The following is a 19,276-nucleotide window of genomic DNA, read 5'->3' on the forward strand; positions in this document are numbered from 1 at the left end:
AAATGGCGCCCTGGATGACGACCAAAGTCTCAGCCCCCGCACGGGGGTGCTCCTTAACATTGTCGACAAAGTTGAGTAGACTCGCGTTCGCCCCGTAGCGCCTGATTCGCTCGCAATAAGACGCTTGAATTACCCGCAAGAAGCCTCGGGATGTCTCTGCCGGTTCGCGTGACGACTGGCACACGCATCTCGACACGATTACAGATGAGGGTCTCCCACGTGCTTGAAGCCTACCGTCAACAGGTTGAAGAACGCGCCCAGCAGGGCATCCCGGCGAAGCCGCTGAATGCAGAGCAGACCGCTGATCTGGTCGAACTGCTCAAGAATCCGCAGGCCGGTGAAGAAGAGTTCATCCTCGACCTGTTCACCAATCGCATCCCGCCGGGCGTCGATGAAGCCGCTTACGTCAAGGCTGGCTTCCTGACCGCCATCGTGCGTGGCGAAGCTTCTTCACCGCTGATCGACAAGACCCACGCCACCAAGCTGCTCGGCACCATGCAGGGCGGCTACAACATCGCCACGCTGGTCGAGCTGCTGGACGACGAGTCCATGGCCAAGGAAGCCGGCGAACAGCTCAAGCACACCCTGCTGATGTTCGATGCCTTCCACGATGTCGCCGAGCGCGCCAAGGCCGGCAACACCGTCGCGCAATCCGTGCTGCAGTCCTGGGCGGACGCCGAGTGGTTCCTGTCAAAGCCCGCCCTGGCGGACAAGATCACCCTGACCGTCTTCAAGGTGCCGGGCGAGACCAACACCGACGACCTGTCCCCGGCGCCTGACGCCTGGTCACGTCCGGACATCCCGCTGCACGCCAACGCGATGCTCAAGAACCCGCGTGATGGCATCATCCCGCAGGAAGAAGGCGTCATCGGCCCGCTGGCCCAGATCGAGGAAGTGAAGGCCAAGGGCTTCCCGGTCGCCTACGTCGGCGACGTGGTCGGTACCGGCTCCTCACGCAAGTCCGCCACCAACTCCGTGCTGTGGTTCTTCGGTGACGACATCCCGAACGTGCCCAACAAGCGCGCTGGCGGCTTCGTGTTCGGCAACAAGATCGCGCCGATCTTCTTCAACACCATGGAAGATGCCGGTGCCCTGCCGGTGGAAATGGACGTCGAGAAGATGGCCATGGGCGATGTCATCGACATCTACCCGTACGAAGGCAAGGTCTGCCGTCACGACACCGACGAAGTCATCTCCACCTTCTCCCTCAAGACTCAGGTCCTGCTGGACGAAGTGCGTGCTGGCGGCCGTATCCCGCTGATCATCGGTCGCGGTCTGACCGACAAGGCACGTACCGAGCTGGGACTGGACGCCTCTGACGTCTTCCGTCTGCCGGAGCAGCCGAAGGATACCGGCAAGGGCTTCACCCTCGCGCAGAAGATGGTCGGCAAGGCCTGCAACATGGAAGGCGTGCGTCCGGGCATGTACTGCGAGCCGAAGATGACCACCGTCGGCTCCCAGGACACCACCGGCCCGATGACTCGCGACGAGTTGAAGGATCTGGCATGTCTGGGCTTCCAGGCCGACCTGGTGATGCAGTCCTTCTGCCACACCGCCGCCTACCCGAAGCCGGTCGATGTCGAGACTCACCACACCCTGCCGGACTTCATCATGAACCGCGGCGGCGTGTCGCTGCGCCCGGGTGACGGCATCATCCACTCGTGGCTGAACCGCATGCTGCTGCCGGACACCGTCGGTACCGGTGGTGACTCCCACACCCGCTTCCCGATGGGCATCTCCTTCCCGGCAGGCTCTGGCCTGGTGGCCTTCGCCGCCGCGACTGGCGTGATGCCGCTGGACATGCCGGAATCCGTGCTGGTGCGCTTCAAGGGCAAGCGTCGCCCGGGCATCACCCTGCGTGACCTGGTCCACGCCATCCCGCTGTACGCCATCAAGCAGGGCCTGCTGACCGTCGACAAGTCCAACAAGAAGAACGCCTTCTCCGGCCGCATTCTGGAAATCGAAGGTCTGGAAGATCTCACCGCAGAGCAGGCCTTCGAGCTGTCTGACGCCTCTGCCGAGCGCTCCGCCGCGGGCTGCACCATCACGCTGTCCGACGAGAGCGTGACCGAGTACCTGACGTCCAACATCACCCTGCTCAAGTGGATGATCGCCAACGGTTACGGCGATGCCCGTACCATCGAGCGTCGTATCGCCGGCATGGAAGAGTGGCTGGCCAACCCGAGCCAGATGCGTGCCGACAAGGACGCGGAATACGCCGAGATCATCGAGATCGACCTCGACGAGATCGATCAGCCGGTGCTGTGTGCCCCGAACGACCCGGACGATGCGCGTCTGCTGTCCGACGTGGCCGGCCAGAAGATCGACGAGGTCTTCATCGGCTCGTGCATGACCAACATCGGTCACTTCCGTGCCGCCGGCAAGCTGCTCGAGAAGCAGCCGGCCGGTAGCCTGAAGACCAAGCTGTGGCTGGCACCGCCGACCAAGATGGACCAGCACCAGCTGACCGCCGAAGGCTATTACGGCATCTACGGCCGTGCCGGCGCGCGCATGGAAATGCCGGGCTGCTCACTGTGCATGGGTAACCAGGCACGTGTGGCTGCCAAGTCCACCGTGGTGTCCACCTCCACGCGCAACTTCCCGAACCGTCTGGGCGACGGCGCCAACGTCTTCCTGGCGTCTGCCGAACTGGCCGCCATCGCCGCGGTCATCGGTCGTCTGCCGAGCGTCGAGGAGTATCAGGGCTACATGGGCGAATTCGATGCCATGGCCGGCGAGATCTATCGCTACCTGAACTTCCATGAGATCGAAGAGTTCCAGAATGCCGCCTCCAACGTGATTCCGGTCACTCAGGAAGCCTGATCAGGCGAGGCGCCGGGCTCCAATGTCCGGCGCCTCTCTGGACAGCAGCCGTCACTGGTCACGCCAGAGCTGCCAGCGAGACAACGAAACGGGCCGCCCCATCAGGGACGGCCCGTTTTTTCATGCCTGGCGTTTTCGCCCGCCGCCCGAGACGACCTGCTCGGCCTAGAACTTGTAACCGACAGAGGCCGTGAAGGCATCTACCTGATAGTCGCTGTCGAAGTCATAACGCTCGTATTCGGCACGGATCAGGAACGGATCGAGATTGACCTGGGCACCGGCACCATAGACCGGGTCGAAGCCGTCATTGTCCTTCAGGTCGACACTGGAATCGCCCAGATTGCCGTCGACATCGGTTTCCCACTTGGCCATGCCCGCCTTGGCGAACAGCGAGAAGTACTGGCCGATCGGCAGGATACCCACCACGTTGACGCCGTAGGCCTTGGACTTGAGATCGGTATTGCCGAAGTCATTGCCCTTGAGCTGAACGGTCCCGAGATCCGTATAGAAGGCTTCGGTGGCGAAGTACGGGTTGTACTGATAGCCCACGAAGGCCTTGTAGACGTTGTCGTCATCATCCACGTCGAAGTCATCACTGCCGGAGTCGATGAAATCGCCGGCCTCATCGGAATCATCGTTCTTCAGGCTGGAAAAACCGGTACCGGCACCGATATAGAGCCCTTCGGTGGCATTGCCTGCCGCCTGGGCGTGTCCACTGAGCGCCAGAGCGAGAGCGGCGAAGGAAACGGTGGCCAACGGGGCGGCCAGAAGACGTGACTTGCTCATGTGTTGCTCCTTGATCCAATGGGCGGCACAGGCGGATGCCTGCCAGAGGCAGTCTGGTTCAACGTCGCCTGCCATGGGTGCAGGAGCATCGTGGTAGATATCGAACGGTGTTTCAAGAGTGGCGTTTTCACTACTTCCCACGTCGCCAGTCAGCAACATGCCCTCGTGACCCTCCCGTCCCTCGCTTGCACGCGCCCGAGGCCCGCTTAGCCCTTCGCACAGGTGCAAAGCCTTGGCGTATCGGGCATTCTCGACGTTGTGGCATTGCAGCAATCGCCAGCGCTCCGTCCCCAAGCGACCCTCACCGGGCCGCCCAGCACAAGGAATCCGACATGACGCACTCCATCTCCACCCCCGATCTCTGCGATGAGTTCCCTGATGTGCAAGTCCTCGAGCCCCTGTTCATCAACTACGGCGGCGTCGAGTCCTTTGGTGGCGAAGTCGTGACCATCAAGTGCTTCGAGGACAACTCGCTGGTCAAGGCGGCAGTCGCGGAACCCGGTGCAGGGCGCGTGCTGGTCGTCGATGCCGGTGGCTCGATGCGCTGCGCCATGCTGGGCGACATGCTCGCCGAGCAGGCCGCCAAGAGCGGCTGGGCCGGCGTAATCATGTATGGCTGCATCCGTGATGTCGACGAGATCCACGCCACCCAGCTCGGCGTGCAGGCACTCGGCTGCTACCCGCGTCCCAGCATCAAGCGTGGCGAAGGCCAGCGCGACATCCCGGTCACCTTTGCCGGTGTCACCATCGTGCCGGGCGACTTCCTCTATGCCGACAACAACGGCATCGTCACCTCGAAGGAAGCGCTGATTCGCACCCAGCCGACGCCCTGACCGGTTCCCGACCACCGGTCGAACCGTTCAAGCCCCCAATGAAAACGCCCCCGCAACCGTTCTGGCTGCGGGGGCGTTTTCCTGTCAGTCGTGTCTGTCTCAGCGCACGCTGACCGGCTCACCTGCTGCAGTGTCCTGGCGCTCGGCGACCGCATCATCGGCACGCGCGAAGCGATCCACCACGGCGGCGCAGGCCGCGTCACCGGTGATGTTGAGCGCGGTACGCGTCATGTCGAAGATACGATCCAGCGCGAACAGCAGCGGCAGGCCCTCGATGGGAATGCCGGCCGCCAGCAGCACGGCAACCACCAGGAACGACGGCCCCGGCACGCCAGCCTGACCGATGGCACCCAGGGTTGCGGTGAACACGATGGCGGCGTAGGCGGAGAAGCCGAGATCGACGTTGAAGACCTGGGCGAAGAACATCGCCACCAGCCCGTAATAGATGGCGTTGCCGCTCATGTTGATGGTCGCGCCCAGCGGCAGCACGAAGGCCGTCGTGGCGTTCTTCAGGCCCAGCTCCTTCTCGCAGACTTCCATGTTGACCGGCAGGGTCGCCATGGAGGACGCCGTGGACAGCGCGACGGCCTGCGGCTTCTTCATCACCGACAGGAAGCGACCCAGCGGCACGTCAGAGCCGAACTTGACCACCAGCGGGTAGAACACGAAGCCATAGATGAGGATGGCGCCCATGTAGACGAGGAACAGCTTCATCACCAGGGTCAGCACATCGAAGCCGAAGGTGCCGACGGCGTCCGCCATCAGACCGAAGACGCCGATCGGCGCGATCAGCATCACCACGTTGATCATCCACACGAAGGCCTCGATCACGGTATTCAGGCCTTCGATCAGCGGCTTGCCACGCTCGCCGGTCTTGGACAGGCCAATGCCGAGAAACAGGCAGAACACCAGAATCTGCAGGATGTTGGCATCGGTGAGTGCGCCGAAGATATTGGTCGGCACCATGCCCAGAATGGTATCCATCACGCCCGGCACGCTGCCCTTGTCGGCGTAGGCGTTGGAGAACATGCCCTTGGCGCTTTCCAGATCCACCCCACTGCCCGGCTGGAACACATGCCCCATCACCAGCGCCAGCATCACCGCCACGGCTGAGGTGAGCATGAAGAAGGCAAAGGTGGAGAGACCGATCTTGCCGGCAGAAGGGCTATCGCCCAGATTGGCGGCTCCCGACACGATGGAGACCGCGATCAGCGGTACCACCAGCATCTTGATCAGGTGAATGAAGAGCTCACCGAGTGGCGCGAACATCGCGGCGCTCTCGCCCATGTAAGCGCCTACACCAGCGCCCAGTATCATGGCGATGACTACCTGAACGCCGATGTTCTTCCATAAAGACTGTTTCACGTTACGACTACCTTGGATTGTGTCTGAAAGGTCGGTTGTTGCGTGCCACCGCATTGCTGGCTACCGGTGAGGCCTGCCGTCATGGTCACCATGGATTCATAACCACCATGGAGTCATAGTCACCATGGATATTGTGGTCAGCGGGGTGGCTGGGATTATAAATGACTGCCTTTTCCACACGAGGCAGGATGATCATCATTTAGTCGCGGATTCGAGATCATTTTGTTGCTATTTGTTACGAACTGACATGCTTCTGCCGGTTTCTACACCATTGGTCTAGTGTCGCGAGCTGACCATCCATTCAGTTTTCGGGCGAGAAAATGAAAAGCGCCCACCGCACGTCGAGTGCGATGGGCGCCCTGAGTGACAACCACCCTCTGCGCCTCAGCGCGTCAGGTCACCGTCGTGGAAAGCCTGGGTTACACCAGCTCCTTGTCCGCCAGCATGAACCAGGTTTCCAGCACGGAATCCGGGTTGAGGGAGACGCTGTCGATGCCCTCTTCCATCAACCACTTGGCCAGCTCCGGATGGTCTGACGGGCCCTGGCCACAGATGCCGACGTACTTGCCCTGCGCCTTGCAGGCACGGATCGCCATCGACATCAGCTGCTTGACCGCCGGATTACGCTCATCGAAGAGGTGAGCGACGATACCGGAGTCGCGATCCAGCCCCAGGGTCAGCTGGGTCAGGTCGTTGGAACCGATGGAGAAACCATCGAAGTGCTCGAGGAACTGATCCGCCAGCAGCGCATTGGTCGGCAACTCGCACATCATGATGACACGCAGGCCGTTCTCGCCACGTACCAGACCATTCTCGCCCAGCAGCTTGATGACCTGCTCCGCCTCGCCGGTGGTACGCACGAAGGGCACCATGATCTCGACGTTGGTCAGGCCCATCTCGTCACGCACACGCTTGAGCGCACGGCACTCCAGGTCGAAGCAGTCGCGGAAGGTGTCGGACACGTAGCGCGAGGCACCACGGAAGCCCAGCATCGGGTTCTCTTCGCCCGGCTCGTACATCTTGCCGCCGATCAGGTTCTCGTACTCGTTGGACTTGAAGTCCGACATGCGCACGATGACCTTCTGCGGGTGGAAGGCGGCCGCCAGGGTGGAGATGCCCTCGACCAGCTTGTCAACGTAGAAGTCGACCGGGCTTGCGTAGCCGGCGGTACGCGCATCGATGGTCTGCTGCAGATCGATGGGCAGGGTGGCGTAGTCGAGCAGCGCCTTGGGGTGCACGCCGATCATGCGGTTGATGATGAACTCGAGACGTGCCAGGCCCACGCCGGCATTCGGCAGACGCGAGAAGCTGAAGGCACGGTCCGGGTTACCGACGTTCATCATGATCTTGAACGGAATCTCCGGCATCTCGTTGACGCTGGTGACAGTGCGATCGAAGTTGAGGATGCCGTCATAGACATGACCGGTATCGCCTTCGGCGCAGGAAACCGTCACTTCACGGCCTTCAGCGAGCACCGAGGTGGCATCGCCACAGCCGACGACGGCCGGAATGCCCAGCTCACGCGCGATGATCGCCGCGTGGCAGGTACGGCCGCCGCGGTTGGTGACGATGGCGGAAGCGCGCTTCATGACCGGCTCCCAGTCCGGGTCGGTCATGTCGGTGACCAGCACGTCGCCGACCTGCACCTTGTCCATCTGCTCCGGGTTGTCGATCACGCGTACCGCGCCCTGGCCGATACGCTGGCCGATGGCACGCCCCGTCACCAGGGTCCGGCCCTTCTCGCGCAGCTGGAAGCGCTCGAGGTTGCCGCCCTCTTCCTGGCTGACGACCGTTTCCGGACGCGCCTGGACGATGTAGAGCTTGCCGTCATCGCCGTCACGCGCCCATTCGATATCCATCGGACGCTGGTAGTGCTTCTCGATGATCATGGCCTGGCGCGCCAGTGCCTCGACATCGGCGTCGCTGATGCAGAAGCGATGACGCTCCGGTACCGGCACGTCGACGGTCTCGACGGAACGCCCGGCGCTGGTGTCGTCGGTGTAGACCATCTTGATCAGCTTGGAGCCCAGGTTGCGACGCAGCACCGCCGGGCGACCCGCTGCCAGCGTGGTCTTGTGGACATAGAACTCGTCAGGGTTGACCGCGCCCTGTACCACGGTCTCGCCCAGGCCCCAGGAGCCGGTGACGAAGACGGCGTCGCGATAGCCGGATTCGGTATCCAGCGTGAACATCACGCCGGAAGCGGCCGTCTCGGAGCGCACCATCTTCTGCACGCCGGCAGACAGCGCGACCAGCGAGTGATCAAAGCCCTTGTGCACGCGGTAGGAGATGGCGCGGTCGTTGAACAGTGACGCGAACACCTCGTGAACCGCACGCTTGATGTTGTCGAAACCTTCGATGTTGAGGAAGGTTTCCTGCTGACCGGCGAAGGAGGCGTCCGGCAGGTCTTCCGCGGTGGCGGAGGAGCGCACGGCGACCTTCAAGTTCGGGTGTCTGGCCTGCAGCTCGGCATAGGCACGTTCCATCTCGGCCTCGAAGGCCGGCGGCAGCGGCGTATCGATGATCCACTGACGAATCTCGGCACCGACGCGCGCCAGTTCGACCACGTCATCCACATCGAGAGCATCGAGGGCGGCATTGATACGCTTGTCGAGGCCTTCGTGAGCCAGGAACTCGCGATAGGCAAAGGAGGTAGTCGCAAAGCCGCCGGGCACGGTGACACCGGCATCGGCCAGATTGGAGATCATCTCACCGAGCGAGGCGTTCTTGCCGCCAACGCGATCAACATCGTTCATGCCGAGCTGATCGAAATCGACGACGTATTCGGATGTGGCTTGCTGTGACAAGGGAACCCCCTGGTACCAATGGATGGAAACGAATGACCGATGGAGGACGTTGAACCGCCTTCCGTTCAGCAATGACGCCACCCTAACAAGCTCTCTCTAGTATTAGCCATTGGTCTAACCGGCTAGTCAGTGGAGGAGGACTACAACCCTGAGACTGTTTCAGGCGTTCTGTCGCCATCGTCGCCGAACATGTCGACAAGCCAGAAACGGCCGCTACAGGAATGTAGTCATGGGCCGCTTTGCCGGAGAACGGGAACACGAGATTTCCCATATCGCGCCACTGGCCATCCGCCGGATATTGCAAGCACGACAGTGAACGCCGACACTTGGGACTTCACGAGACGACACCCTGCGCCGGGTTGTGTCTTCGATTCGTTCTTCACGAGTGCCCGTCATGACCCGAACCGCCTTCTTCATTTCCGATGGAACCGGTATCACCGCCGAGACACTGGGACGCAGTCTGCTGGCCCAGTTCGAGAACACCGACATCCGCATGGTGACCAAGCCCTACATCGACTCCTCCGAGAAGGCCACGGCACTGGTAAAGGCCATCGAGAGCGCCCACGCCACGGACGGTGAGCGCCCCATCATCATCGACACCATCGTCGATCAGGACATCCGTGACATCATCTCGGAATCCTCCGGTTTCAAGGTCGACATCTTCTCCACCTTCCTCAAGCCACTGGAAGAGGAGCTGGATACCCACTCGTCCTACAGCGTCGGCAAGACCCACTCCATCGGTCAGGATGATGTCTACATGAACCGCATCGATTCGGTGCATTTTGCCCTCGACAACGATGATGGAGCGCGCACCCACCAGTACGACAAGGCCGACGTCATCCTCATCGGCGTCTCACGCTGCGGCAAGACCCCGACCTCGCTGTATCTGGCCTTGCAGTTCGGCATCCGCGCGGCCAACTACCCGCTGACCGAGGATGATCTCGACGAATCCGGCACCCTCAAGATGCCCGCCTCACTGGCGCAATATCGTCACAAGCTGTTCGGGCTGACCATCGACCCGCGCCGTCTGGCCGCCATTCGTACCGAGCGTCGCCCCAACAGCCGCTACTGCTCGATCGACCAGTGTCTGCAGGAAGTCGAGCAGACCGAGGCACTCTTCCGCCGCTCCAAGGTGCCCTACATCGATACCACGCGTTTCTCGATCGAAGAGATCTCGACACGCATGATCGCCGAGACCGGCCTGGCACGCCGCTTCTCACCGCGCTGATACCCGGCGCTACGTTAGCCCCCAACAACACACATCGACCACAACAGCCCCCCTACTCACGCAGGAAGTCTCCCCATGTTCAACACCAACCACTACTTCGACGGCCAGGTGGCCTCCATCGCCTTCCAGAGCGCAGACCTTCCTGCCACGGTCGGCGTGATGGCCATCGGCGAATTCGTGTTCGCCACCAGCCAACGCGAATACATGACCCTGATCAGCGGCGACATGCAGGTACTGCTGCCGGGCGCGGAAGAGTGGTATCAGCTCGCCGCCGGTGAAAGCTTCATCGTCGAAGCCAACCAGAGCTTCGAAGTGCGCACTACGGTCGAATCCGCCTATCTGTGCAAGTACGAAGACGCCTAAGGCACTGGGAATAAGCCGCCTAAGGCACTTGAAAACAGCCGCCTGAGGCACTGGTAAACAGCCGCCCAAGGCGCTGAAAGCCAGACATGAAGAAGCCGCCGTACCCTCTCGGGCCACGGCGGCTTTTTTTCGTCACGACGACTGTCTCTCGCTACCAGGCTCAGGCGCGCTGCCTGAGGACCGAGCGCAGCGCCAGATAACTGATACCACCCATCAACAGGTAACTTGTCGCTACCCCGGCAAAGATACCGATCACGCCATACAGGGCGCCGCCCAGCCAGGCCAGTGGCACCAGCAGAGCGAACAGTCGCACCAGCGAGAGTGTCATCGCCCGGCGTGGCTCGTGCAGCGCATTGAGGCTGGAATTGGCGAGGATGATCACGCCCTGGGCGCCGAGTGCAGCGGGAATCAGCCACAGGTAGGTGACCACCAGCTGCGCGACTTCCGGGCTTTCAGCGAAGCGCGCCGCGATCCACTCACCGCCAAGCCCCAGCCCCAGCCAGACCGCCAGCTGCCAGACGAGAATGAAGCCGAGTATGCCGTGGATGGCTCGCCATACCCGCCGGTGCTGTCCGGCACCATCGTTCTGGCTGATGAAGGGTGACAGCGTCATCGAGAGTGCCAGCACCAGAATCAGCGCCAGTGACTCGATGCGTGAACCGATGCCATAGGCCGCGACGGCGGCATGACCATGCTGACTGACGATCCGCGTGACCAGCGCCGTGGCGATCGGCGTCATCACGCTGGTCATGGCCGCAGGCAGGCCGATGGCCCCCACTTCTCGCCATGAGGTGATCAGACGTGTCAGCGACAGCTGATGCAGATCCAGCCGCGCGCGCAGCAATGGCAATGCCAGCAAGCCCAGCGTCATCGCCAGCCACGACAGCACCGTGGCCAACGCCGCCCCCGCCACGCCCATGCCCTGCCAATCTCCGATGCCGAAGATCAGCAGCGGGTCGAGCAGCGCATTGAGACCCCCTGCCGCCGCCATCACCAGCGAGGGCACCAGGGTATTGCCCTCGGCGCGCAGCACGCTGCCCAGCACGCGTGGCAGCAACACGAAGGGCGCCCCGAAGTACCACACCTGCATGTAGTCCTGGATGTGCGGCATCAGGGTGTCATCGGCCCCCAGCAGCCCGAACAGCGGCCCGATGCTGACAAGCCCCGCCACGATCATCATGACGCCCAGCAGCAGCCCCAGCAGACTGGCATCCGTGGCCCGCGCCTTGACCGTCTCGAACTCGCCACGCCCGAGCCTGCGCCCCACCACGGCGGTGGTGCCGATGGACAGACCGATGGCGATGCTGATGACGGCAAAGGTCACCGGAAAGGTGAAGGTGACCGCCGCCAGCTCCGCGGTGCCCAGCTGGGCGATGAACCAGGCATCCACCAGGTTGAACAGCATCATGGTGACGATGCCGCCGATCACCGGCCCCGTCATGCGGGCAAGCGTCGAGGCGATCGGATCACGCAGCAGATCACGCCGACCACGCGGGGACGGGTTTCTGGCAGAGGAAGAGGACGTGGGGTTGGCAGGCTCAGGCATGCAGGCTCCGGACAGTAAACGGCCCCGTCAGGCGAGCTGCCTGCGGGGCCATCGGGGGCTATCGATCGTACGATCTGTCGTGCAATCCGTCGTGCAGGACGGGCACAGTGTAAGACATCCGCGCGGCGAGAGCAGTTCCCTTGCGGATCAGGGGCTGCAAGCCGGACTAGTTGCCCTGCATGAAGGGCGAGATGACTTCGCCTCCCGACTCACGCCAGGCCGCGAAGCCGCCCCCGAGATGGGCGACCGGCCCGAATCCCATGTCCTTGAGCGACTTGGTGGCCAGCGCCGAGCGCAGTCCACCGGCGCAGAACAGCACATAACGTCCCTCACGGGCGAAATCGGCACGGTGATAGGGCGAGGCCGGGTCGACCCAGAACTCCAGCATGCCGCGTGGCGCATGGATGGCCCCGGGAATGCGGCCTTCCCGCTCCAGCTCACGCACATCGCGGATATCCACCAGGATCAGGGGCGTACCGCCTGCGCGAGACTCCTCCAGCGCCTGACGCAGCGCCTCAGGCGACAGGGTGTCGATCTCCTTCTCGGCCGCTGCCACCAGCTCACTGACCGGTCGAATCATGGGGTCCTCCTTGCAGATGATATCGTCCTGATGATGCATGCCACTCACCGCCTGCGTGACACCTCACACATCCGCCTCGCCGCAACGATAGAAACGCTGGATGCTCGAGAAATCGAGACGTCCCGCACCCTGGGCGGCATGCTGGGCGAACAGGTTACGCGCCTGGGAGCCCATTGGCACTGCCGATTTCGAGCCCAGCGCCATTTCCCAGGCAAGGCCAAGATCCTTGGCCATCAGGTCCACCAGGAAGCCGCCCTGATAGTCGTTGGACGCAGGTGCCGCCTCCATCACCCCGGGCCAGGGGTTATAGACGTTGAGCGCCCAGTTGCCGCCGGAGGACTGCTTCATCACCTCCGAGAGCACGGCCGGGTCCAGTCCGTTCTTGACCCCCAGCGCCAGCGCCTCGGCAGTGCCGCTCATCAGGATGCCCAGCAGCATGTTGTTGCAGATCTTGGCGACCTGACCGCTGCCGGCCGGGCCTGCATGGAACAGATTCTTGCCCATCACTTCCAGCAGCGGCACGGCACGCGCGTAGCCGTCGGCCTCGCCACCGACGATGAAGCTCAGCGTGCCGGCACGTGCGCCACCGACCCCGCCCGACACCGGGGCGTCCATGAAGGTGATGCCACGCTCGGCGGCATGGCGAGCGACCAGCCGGGCATCATCCGGCGCGATGGTCGAGGCGTCGATCACCAGTACCGAAGCGTCGAGTGTCGCCAAGAGGCCACCCTCGCCGTCTTCCTTGTCACCCAGATAGAGCTTTCGCACGTGCTGCCCCGCCGGCAGCATGCTGATGACGACGTCAACGCCCTCTGTCGCCTGGCGTGGCGACTCGGCGCGTGAGGCACCCGCCTCGACCAGCTGGCTCATGGCCGACTCGACCAGATCGAAGACCTTCACCTCATGGCCGGCCTTGACCAGATTGAGGGCCATGGGGCCGCCCATGTTGCCGAGCCCGATGAAACCGATGGATGTCATGGCAATGCTTCCTCGTGAACAGGTTCTTGTTGTCATTGGCGTCCGGCGGCATGTCCGCACCTGCCGCCCGTGCTGAAAAGCGCGCTTACAGATCCATCAGCGGATGCTCGTCCTCTTCCCACAGCGGCGCGAAGAAGCCGTCGATGTATTCCTCGGAGACCTGCGCGATCGAGGCATAGGCCCACTGCGGCTGCCTGTCCTTGTCGATCAGCAGGGCGCGTACTCCTTCAGCAAGCTCGGTGCCCATGCAGCAGCGCACCGACAGGGTCAGCTCGTCGCGGAAGGCTTCCGCCAGCGAGGAGTGGCGATGGCGTGCCAGCATGCGAAATACCAGATGCGGGGAACTGGGGCAGCCGGCTTCCAGACGCTCGCGATTGGCGTTCAGCCACGCATTGCAGTCACTGCGCGCCTGGGGATCATCGAGGATCCGCTGACAGGCCTTCAGCACTTCGCGCCCGGCGACCAGCTGCTGAAGATGATCAAAGAGCGGCATGACCTGTCCCGGCGGCGCCAGCTCACGGCGCTCGAACTCGCTCAGCACCTGGCTCAGATGACGCGACGGATGACGCCCGAATTCCCCCTCGCACAGCGCCTGCTTGAGCGCCTCGCGCTGCGCGTCGGGAATCAGGCGTGTGGCAAGCCCGAGATCCAGCGCATCGCGGGCATTCAGCTGCGCGCCGGTCACTCCCAGATACTCGCCGATGCCACGCGGCAGGCAATTGAGCAGCCAGCTGGCCCCGACATCCGGGTACAGGCCGATGCTGACCTCCGGCATCGCCAGCCGTGAGCTTTCGGTGACCACGCGCTCGCAACCGCCGGCGAACAGCCCCATGCCGCCGCCCATCACGATGCCGCCGCCCCACACCAGCAGCGGCTTGGGGAAGGTATGCAGCCGGTGATCGAGCCGGTATTCCGCGGTGAAGTAGCGGGTGGCGAAGAAATCCTCCAGCGCTTCAAGAGGGTCTGCGCCTTCGCTGGCAGGCGCCGTGGTCATCGCCTGATAGAGCGCCACGATATCGCCACCGGCACACAACGCACGCTCGCCGGCGCCTTCCAGCCACACCATGGCGATGCTGCTGTCCAGCTCCCAGGCATCCAGCTGGGCCTCGATGCGCTCGATCATGGCCAGCGACAGCGCATTCAGCGAGCGCGGCGCATTCAGGCGCATGATGCCCAGCTGCTTGCCGTCGCGGGCGCGACGCGTCTCGAACACCACGGGCGCCTCGACATCGGTCGCGGCCTTGGCAGTGACACCTTCTATCTGGCTCATGAGCGCCCTCCTCCCTTCACCTCTTTCTGATGCGAGACCCACTGTGGTGCACGCTTCTCCAGGAAGGCACTCACGCCCTCCTTCTGGTTGGGGTCATCGAACAGCTCGACGAACAGCTCGCGTTCCATGCGCAGGCCATCGCTCATGCCGCGATGGCGTGAGGACATGATCAACGCCTTGCAGCGCGCCACCGCACTCGGGCTCTGGTTGGCGACGCTCTCGGCCATCGCCAGCGCACGCTCGAGGCTCTGGCCGGTCTCGACCACCTCTTCCGCCAGCCCGATGCGGCCGGCGGTCTCGGCATCCACCTGCTCACCACACAGGATCATGCGCTTGGCCCAGCCCTCCCCGACCAGCCACGGCAGGTGCTGGGTGCCGCCCGCGCACGGCAGCAGACCGACCTTGGCCTCCGGCAGCGCCAGTTTCGCCTGACGCTCGACGATACGGATATCGCAGGCCAGCGCGCATTCAAGCCCGCCGCCCATCGCGTAGCCGTTGACGGCGGCGATCGTCACGCCGGGGAAGTTGGCCAGCCGCTCGAAGGCCAGCCCGAAGCGGCGCGCCATGGTGGCGGCCACGCCCTTGTCACCGTCGGCGAAGGTCTTGAGATCGGCGCCGGCGGAGAAGAACCTGTCGCCCTCACCGGTAATCACCACCGCACTGACGCTGCCATCGCCCTCCAGCTCATCGAGCAACTGCTCCAGCTCGATCAAGGACGCCTCCGTCCAGGTGTTGGCCGGCGGATTGCTGATGGTGACACGGGCGATATGACGATCCTTCTCGAGAACGAGGCATGGCCCTTGATTGGATGACATCACGTAACTCCCTGAAAGATGGTAACCACTGACGAATTGAAGTGGAGGCGCCGTTACGCCAGCGACTCGATCATGCCCGGCGTCAGAAGACGGCGCGCGATGATCAGACGCATGATCTCGTTGGTGCCTTCCAGAATCTGGTGCACACGGGTGTCACGCACCAGCCGCTCCAACGGGTACTCGCGGATATAACCGTAGCCGCCATGCAGCTGGAGTGCCTGATTGCAGACCTCGAAGCCCATGTCGGTGGCAAAGCGCTTGGCCATCGCACAGTGGGCGCTGGCCTCGCCGTCACCCTCATCGAGCTTGAAGGCCGCCAGTCGCACCAGGGTGCGTGCGGCGGTCAGTTCGGTGGCCATGTCGGCCAGCTTGAACTGCAGGGCCTGGAACTGCGCCAGCTCGCGCCCGAACTGCTTGCGCTCGCCGAGATAATCCCGCGACAGCTCCAGCGCCTTCTGGGCCGCGCCCAGCGAGCAGGTGGCGATGTTGATGCGTCCGCCATCCAGCGCCTTCATCGCGAAACGGAAGCCCTCGCCCTCCTCGCCCAGACGATTGGCCGCCGGGACCCGCACGCGATCGAAGCTCACCAGCCGGGTCGGCTGGCTGTTCCAGCCCATCTTGTCTTCCTTCTTGCCGTAGCTGATGCCGTCGGCATCCGCTGGCACCACGAAGGCCGAGATACCCGCCGCGCCGCTGTCCGGCTCGCCGGTGCGCGCCATCACCACCAGCACGTCCGTCGCCCCGGCACCGGAGATGAACATCTTGGAGCCACTCAGGTAGTAGTCATCGCCGTCACGCTCGGCGCGGGTGCGCAGACTGGCGGCATCACTGCCGCTGCCCGGCTCGGTCAGACAGTAGGAGCCGAGCTTGTCGCCCGCCACCATCGCCGGCACCCACTGCTCGCGGCACTCGTCACTGGCGAAGCTCGCGATCATCCAGCCGACCATGTTGTGGATGGTAATGTAGGCGGTGGTCGAGATGCAGCCAGTGGCCAGCTGCTCGAGAATGATGGAGCTGTCCAGACGCGGCAGGCCAAGACCGCCATGCTCCTCGGGGACATAGAGCCCCATGAAGCCCGCCTCACCCGCCTTCTTCAGCGTCTCGATGGGGAAATGGGCCGTGGCGTCCCACTCGGCGGCATGCGGGGCAAGCTCGGCATCCGCGAAGGCACGCGCGCCCTCCTGCAGGGCACGCTGGTCATCGGTCAGCGAAAAGTTCATGCAGCTGCCTCCTGTTGTCCTTGTTCTTTATCTCCAGGCCCGCCGAGTCCTCGGCGGGCTTGTGAAGAGAGCCCTCTGCGCATCTGAAGAGCCCTCAGCGGTCTTGTAAAGAGAGCCATCAGCGCAGCTGAGGAGTCATCAGCGCATCTGAATGGAGAAGTTGGGCTGATTGCCCTCGGCCGGCGCATCATCGAACCAGCGCGCCGTCACCGTCTTGGTCTCGGTATAGAAGCGCACCGCCTGCTTGCCATAGGCATGCAGATCGCCGAAGAAGCTGCCGCGCCAGCCGGTGAAGGAGAAGAACGGCAGCGGCACCGGAATCGGCACATTGATGCCGACCTGGCCCACCGCGATCTCGTTCTGGAAGCGGCGTGCCGCCCCGCCGGAGCGCGTGAAGATGGAGGTGCCGTTGCCGTAGGGGTTGTTGTTGATCAACTCGATGGCCTCGGACAGATCCGCCGCCTCCATGCAGCACAGCACCGGCCCGAAGATCTCCTCACGATAGAGCACCATTTCCGGCGTCACCTTGGAAAACAGGCACGGCCCCAGCCAGTTGCCGTCGGGATAGCCCGCCACCGAGATGCCGCGACCGTCCAGCAGCAGCTCGGCCCCTTCCTCGACGCCCTGCCCGATCCAGCCCGTCACGCGCTCCAGTGCCTGCGGCGAGATCAGCGGTCCGTAGCTGGCGCCCTTGTCATTCCAGGCACCGGGGCGCACCTCGGCCAGCGCATCACGCACCCGCGCGATCAAGGCCTTCGAATCACCGACGAAGACCGCCACCGAGATCGCCATGCAGCGCTGACCCGCCGCACCGACACTGGCCCCGACCAGCGCATTCACCACCTGGTCCGCCGGAGCATCCGGCATGATCACCATGTGGTTCTTGGCACCCGCGAAGCACTGGGCGCGCTTGAGGTTGTCGGTGGCGGTACGATAGATGTGCTGCCCCACCGGTACCGAACCGACGAAGCTTACGGTGCGCGGTGTCTCGTGGGCCAGCAGGTGATTGACCTGATCGCGCCCGCCCTGCACCACGGTCAGGATGCCCTCGGGCGCTCCCGCTTCCATGAACAGCTCCGCCAGACGCAGCGTGGTCAGCGGTACCTGCTCGGAAGGCTTGAGCACGAAGGCATTGCCGCAGGCGATGGACAGCGGGAACATCCAAAGCGGTATCATGGCGGGGAAATTGAACGGCGTGATGCCCAAGCAGACGCCCAGCGACTGGGTCACGGAGTAGCTGTCGATGCCGGTGGCGACGTTCTCCACCGTCTCGCCCATCAGCAGACTCGGAATGTTGGCGGCATGCTCGACCACCTCGATGCCGCGCCAGACATCGCCCTTGGCGTCCTCGAAGGTCTTGCCCAGCTCATGGGAGATGATCTCGGCCAGCTCGTCATGGTGCTGCTTGAGCAGATGCTGATAGCTGAGCATCAGACGGGCACGGGTCGGCACCGGGGTGTTGCGCCAGCGCTGGAAGGCCTGCTCGGCATGCACCAGCGCCTCGTCCAGTTCGCTGAGCGGCGTCAGTGGAACACGCGCCACTTCAGCGTTGGTAGCCGGGTTGGTCACGCTCAGGTGCTGATCGGCGGCGCTTGCGACAAACTGGCCATTGATCAGCTGTGGCAATACCAGTGGTGCGCTGTCACCGGCGACGACGGCGCGCAGTCGTGACAGCAACTCAAGCGAGCCGTTTGCGGACGTGAGGGTAGTCGAAGACATGACGTGGCATTCCTGTGTCTGTTGTTATTGGGTGAAGGACGGCGTGTCAGCAGAGCCGGAGACGTCAGCCAGAGCCATCTTGCCGAAAGCGGCAAGCCGACATTGCGATCTGACTCAACCTAGCATCTGCTTGGTTGGCTGCAAATACTATTACCCTTTACGTTAACGTAAACAATGCTAGTCTGTAGAAAATTCACGGCCAGACGCCGCTGGCATCCACTGCGCAGAGGGGCATGCCATCTCCTCGGCGCACACAGCATTCGGAGCGGCAGTGCCCATGACGGATACGATGATTACCTCAACGCCTGACACCCAGAACCCGACAGCCTCCGAGAGTCCGGACGATGGCGTCGGCATGGAAGGCCTGCTGAGTGCCACCAGCACCAGCGACGCCATTCGCCCGACCCAACGCACCTGGAGCATCGGCGAGCTGGCACGTCATTTCGACGTGACCACACGCACCATCCGCTTCTATGAGCAGGAAGGCCTGCTGCATCCTCAGCGACGCGGCCAGACGCGCATCTATCACGACAAGGACCGCGTGCGCCTCAAGCTGACGCTGCGCGGCAAGCGGCTGGGATTCTCGCTGGCCGAGATTCGCGAGGTGGTGGATCTCTACGATGCCGCGGATGGCGGCGGCGAGAAGCAGCTCACGAGGCTGCTCGACATCCTGGCCGAGAAACGTGAAGGACTGGAGCGCCAGCTGCGCGACCTCACCGCCATGCAGCGCGAGCTGGACGATGTCGAGACGCGGGCGCGGGAAGCGCTGGCCCGCCTGACGACACACGGATGATGCGCGACACCCGTCACCCTCTTCCAACACCTTTGAGAGCATCACGACAGCAAGACCGATAACGACAACAAGCACCATGACATTCACGCCGCCGCCCCCTGGCGGCGTGACCGCCCGCCGGGCGGCTCCCCCTGAATACGCCTTGCCACA

At 63.4% G+C, this 19,276-nt stretch carries 15 protein-coding genes; 5 read left to right on the forward strand and 10 right to left on the reverse strand.

The window, feature by feature from the left end; translation table 11 throughout:
• Positions 1–219 precede the first annotated feature (219 nt).
• Positions 220–2,823, forward strand: a complete 2,604-nt coding sequence (gene acnB, locus HXS66_RS06150; RefSeq protein ID WP_077375609.1) for a bifunctional aconitate hydratase 2/2-methylisocitrate dehydratase — start codon at positions 220–222, stop codon at positions 2,821–2,823.
• Between the two features lie 165 nt (positions 2,824–2,988).
• On the opposite strand, the gene HXS66_RS06155 is transcribed toward acnB, so the two are convergent.
• Positions 2,989–3,609 carry a porin family protein gene (locus HXS66_RS06155; RefSeq protein ID WP_077374780.1) on the reverse strand — a complete coding sequence of 207 codons (621 nt, stop codon included), beginning with the start codon at positions 3,607–3,609 and terminating at the stop codon, positions 2,989–2,991.
• 332 nt (positions 3,610–3,941) lie between these two features.
• Between HXS66_RS06155 and rraA the strand changes: the two genes are divergently transcribed.
• On the forward strand, positions 3,942–4,442 hold the full coding sequence (gene rraA, locus HXS66_RS06160) for a ribonuclease E activity regulator RraA (RefSeq protein WP_077374783.1): 501 nt from the start codon (positions 3,942–3,944) through the stop codon (positions 4,440–4,442).
• Between the two features lie 99 nt (positions 4,443–4,541).
• On the opposite strand, the gene HXS66_RS06165 is transcribed toward rraA, so the two are convergent.
• Positions 4,542–5,807 (reverse strand): dicarboxylate/amino acid:cation symporter, encoded by a 1,266-nt coding sequence (locus HXS66_RS06165; protein WP_218015147.1) that lies wholly within the window; start codon positions 5,805–5,807, stop codon positions 4,542–4,544.
• Positions 5,808–6,226: 419 nt separating this feature from the next.
• Positions 6,227–8,614, reverse strand: a complete 2,388-nt coding sequence (gene ppsA, locus HXS66_RS06170; protein WP_255303125.1) for a phosphoenolpyruvate synthase — start codon at positions 8,612–8,614, stop codon at positions 6,227–6,229.
• A 394-nt stretch (positions 8,615–9,008) separates the two neighbouring features.
• Here ppsA and HXS66_RS06175 point away from each other — a divergent pair, with 394 nt between their 5' ends.
• Together HXS66_RS06175 and HXS66_RS06180 are read left to right on the forward strand one after the other, a co-directional pair.
• Positions 9,009–9,842 (forward strand): pyruvate, water dikinase regulatory protein, encoded by an 834-nt coding sequence (locus HXS66_RS06175; RefSeq protein ID WP_077374789.1) that lies wholly within the window; start codon positions 9,009–9,011, stop codon positions 9,840–9,842.
• Between the two features lie 75 nt (positions 9,843–9,917).
• A complete protein-coding gene (locus HXS66_RS06180; protein ID WP_043331318.1) occupies positions 9,918–10,205 on the forward strand; it encodes a pyrimidine/purine nucleoside phosphorylase in 288 nt (95 codons plus the stop codon).
• Positions 10,206–10,365: 160 nt separating this feature from the next.
• Here HXS66_RS06180 and HXS66_RS06185 read toward each other — a convergent pair whose 3' ends face one another.
• The 7 genes from HXS66_RS06185 to HXS66_RS06215 form a co-directional block, all read right to left on the reverse strand.
• Positions 10,366–11,751: an MATE family efflux transporter gene (locus HXS66_RS06185; protein ID WP_176503104.1), complete on the reverse strand. Its 1,386-nt coding sequence runs from the start codon at positions 11,749–11,751 to the stop codon at positions 10,366–10,368.
• A 166-nt stretch (positions 11,752–11,917) separates the two neighbouring features.
• Entirely contained in the window at positions 11,918–12,331 is a 414-nt protein-coding gene (locus tag HXS66_RS06190; protein ID WP_077375616.1) for a rhodanese-like domain-containing protein, read from the reverse strand.
• A gap of 63 nt (positions 12,332–12,394) precedes the next feature.
• Positions 12,395–13,309 carry a 3-hydroxyisobutyrate dehydrogenase gene (gene mmsB, locus HXS66_RS06195; RefSeq protein WP_084208097.1) on the reverse strand — a complete coding sequence of 305 codons (915 nt, stop codon included), beginning with the start codon at positions 13,307–13,309 and terminating at the stop codon, positions 12,395–12,397.
• A gap of 85 nt (positions 13,310–13,394) precedes the next feature.
• Positions 13,395–14,579, reverse strand: a complete 1,185-nt coding sequence (locus HXS66_RS06200; RefSeq protein WP_176503105.1) for an enoyl-CoA hydratase/isomerase family protein — start codon at positions 14,577–14,579, stop codon at positions 13,395–13,397.
• Positions 14,576–15,394, reverse strand: coding sequence for an enoyl-CoA hydratase (locus HXS66_RS06205; RefSeq protein ID WP_176493430.1), 819 nt, complete (start codon positions 15,392–15,394; stop codon positions 14,576–14,578). The genes HXS66_RS06200 and HXS66_RS06205 overlap by 4 nt, the downstream gene beginning before the upstream one ends.
• A gap of 53 nt (positions 15,395–15,447) precedes the next feature.
• On the reverse strand, positions 15,448–16,614 hold the full coding sequence (locus HXS66_RS06210) for an acyl-CoA dehydrogenase family protein (protein WP_176493431.1): 1,167 nt from the start codon (positions 16,612–16,614) through the stop codon (positions 15,448–15,450).
• Between the two features lie 138 nt (positions 16,615–16,752).
• Positions 16,753–18,333, reverse strand: a complete 1,581-nt coding sequence (locus HXS66_RS06215) for a CoA-acylating methylmalonate-semialdehyde dehydrogenase (protein ID WP_136938722.1) — start codon at positions 18,331–18,333, stop codon at positions 16,753–16,755.
• 355 nt (positions 18,334–18,688) lie between these two features.
• Between HXS66_RS06215 and HXS66_RS06220 the strand changes: the two genes are divergently transcribed.
• Positions 18,689–19,126, forward strand: coding sequence for a MerR family DNA-binding transcriptional regulator (locus tag HXS66_RS06220; protein ID WP_077375619.1), 438 nt, complete (start codon positions 18,689–18,691; stop codon positions 19,124–19,126).
• Positions 19,127–19,276 lie beyond the last annotated feature (150 nt).

The sequence above is a fragment of the Cobetia sp. 5-11-6-3 genome (assembly GCF_013374055.1).
Lineage (GTDB): Bacteria > Pseudomonadota > Gammaproteobacteria > Pseudomonadales > Halomonadaceae > Cobetia > Cobetia marina.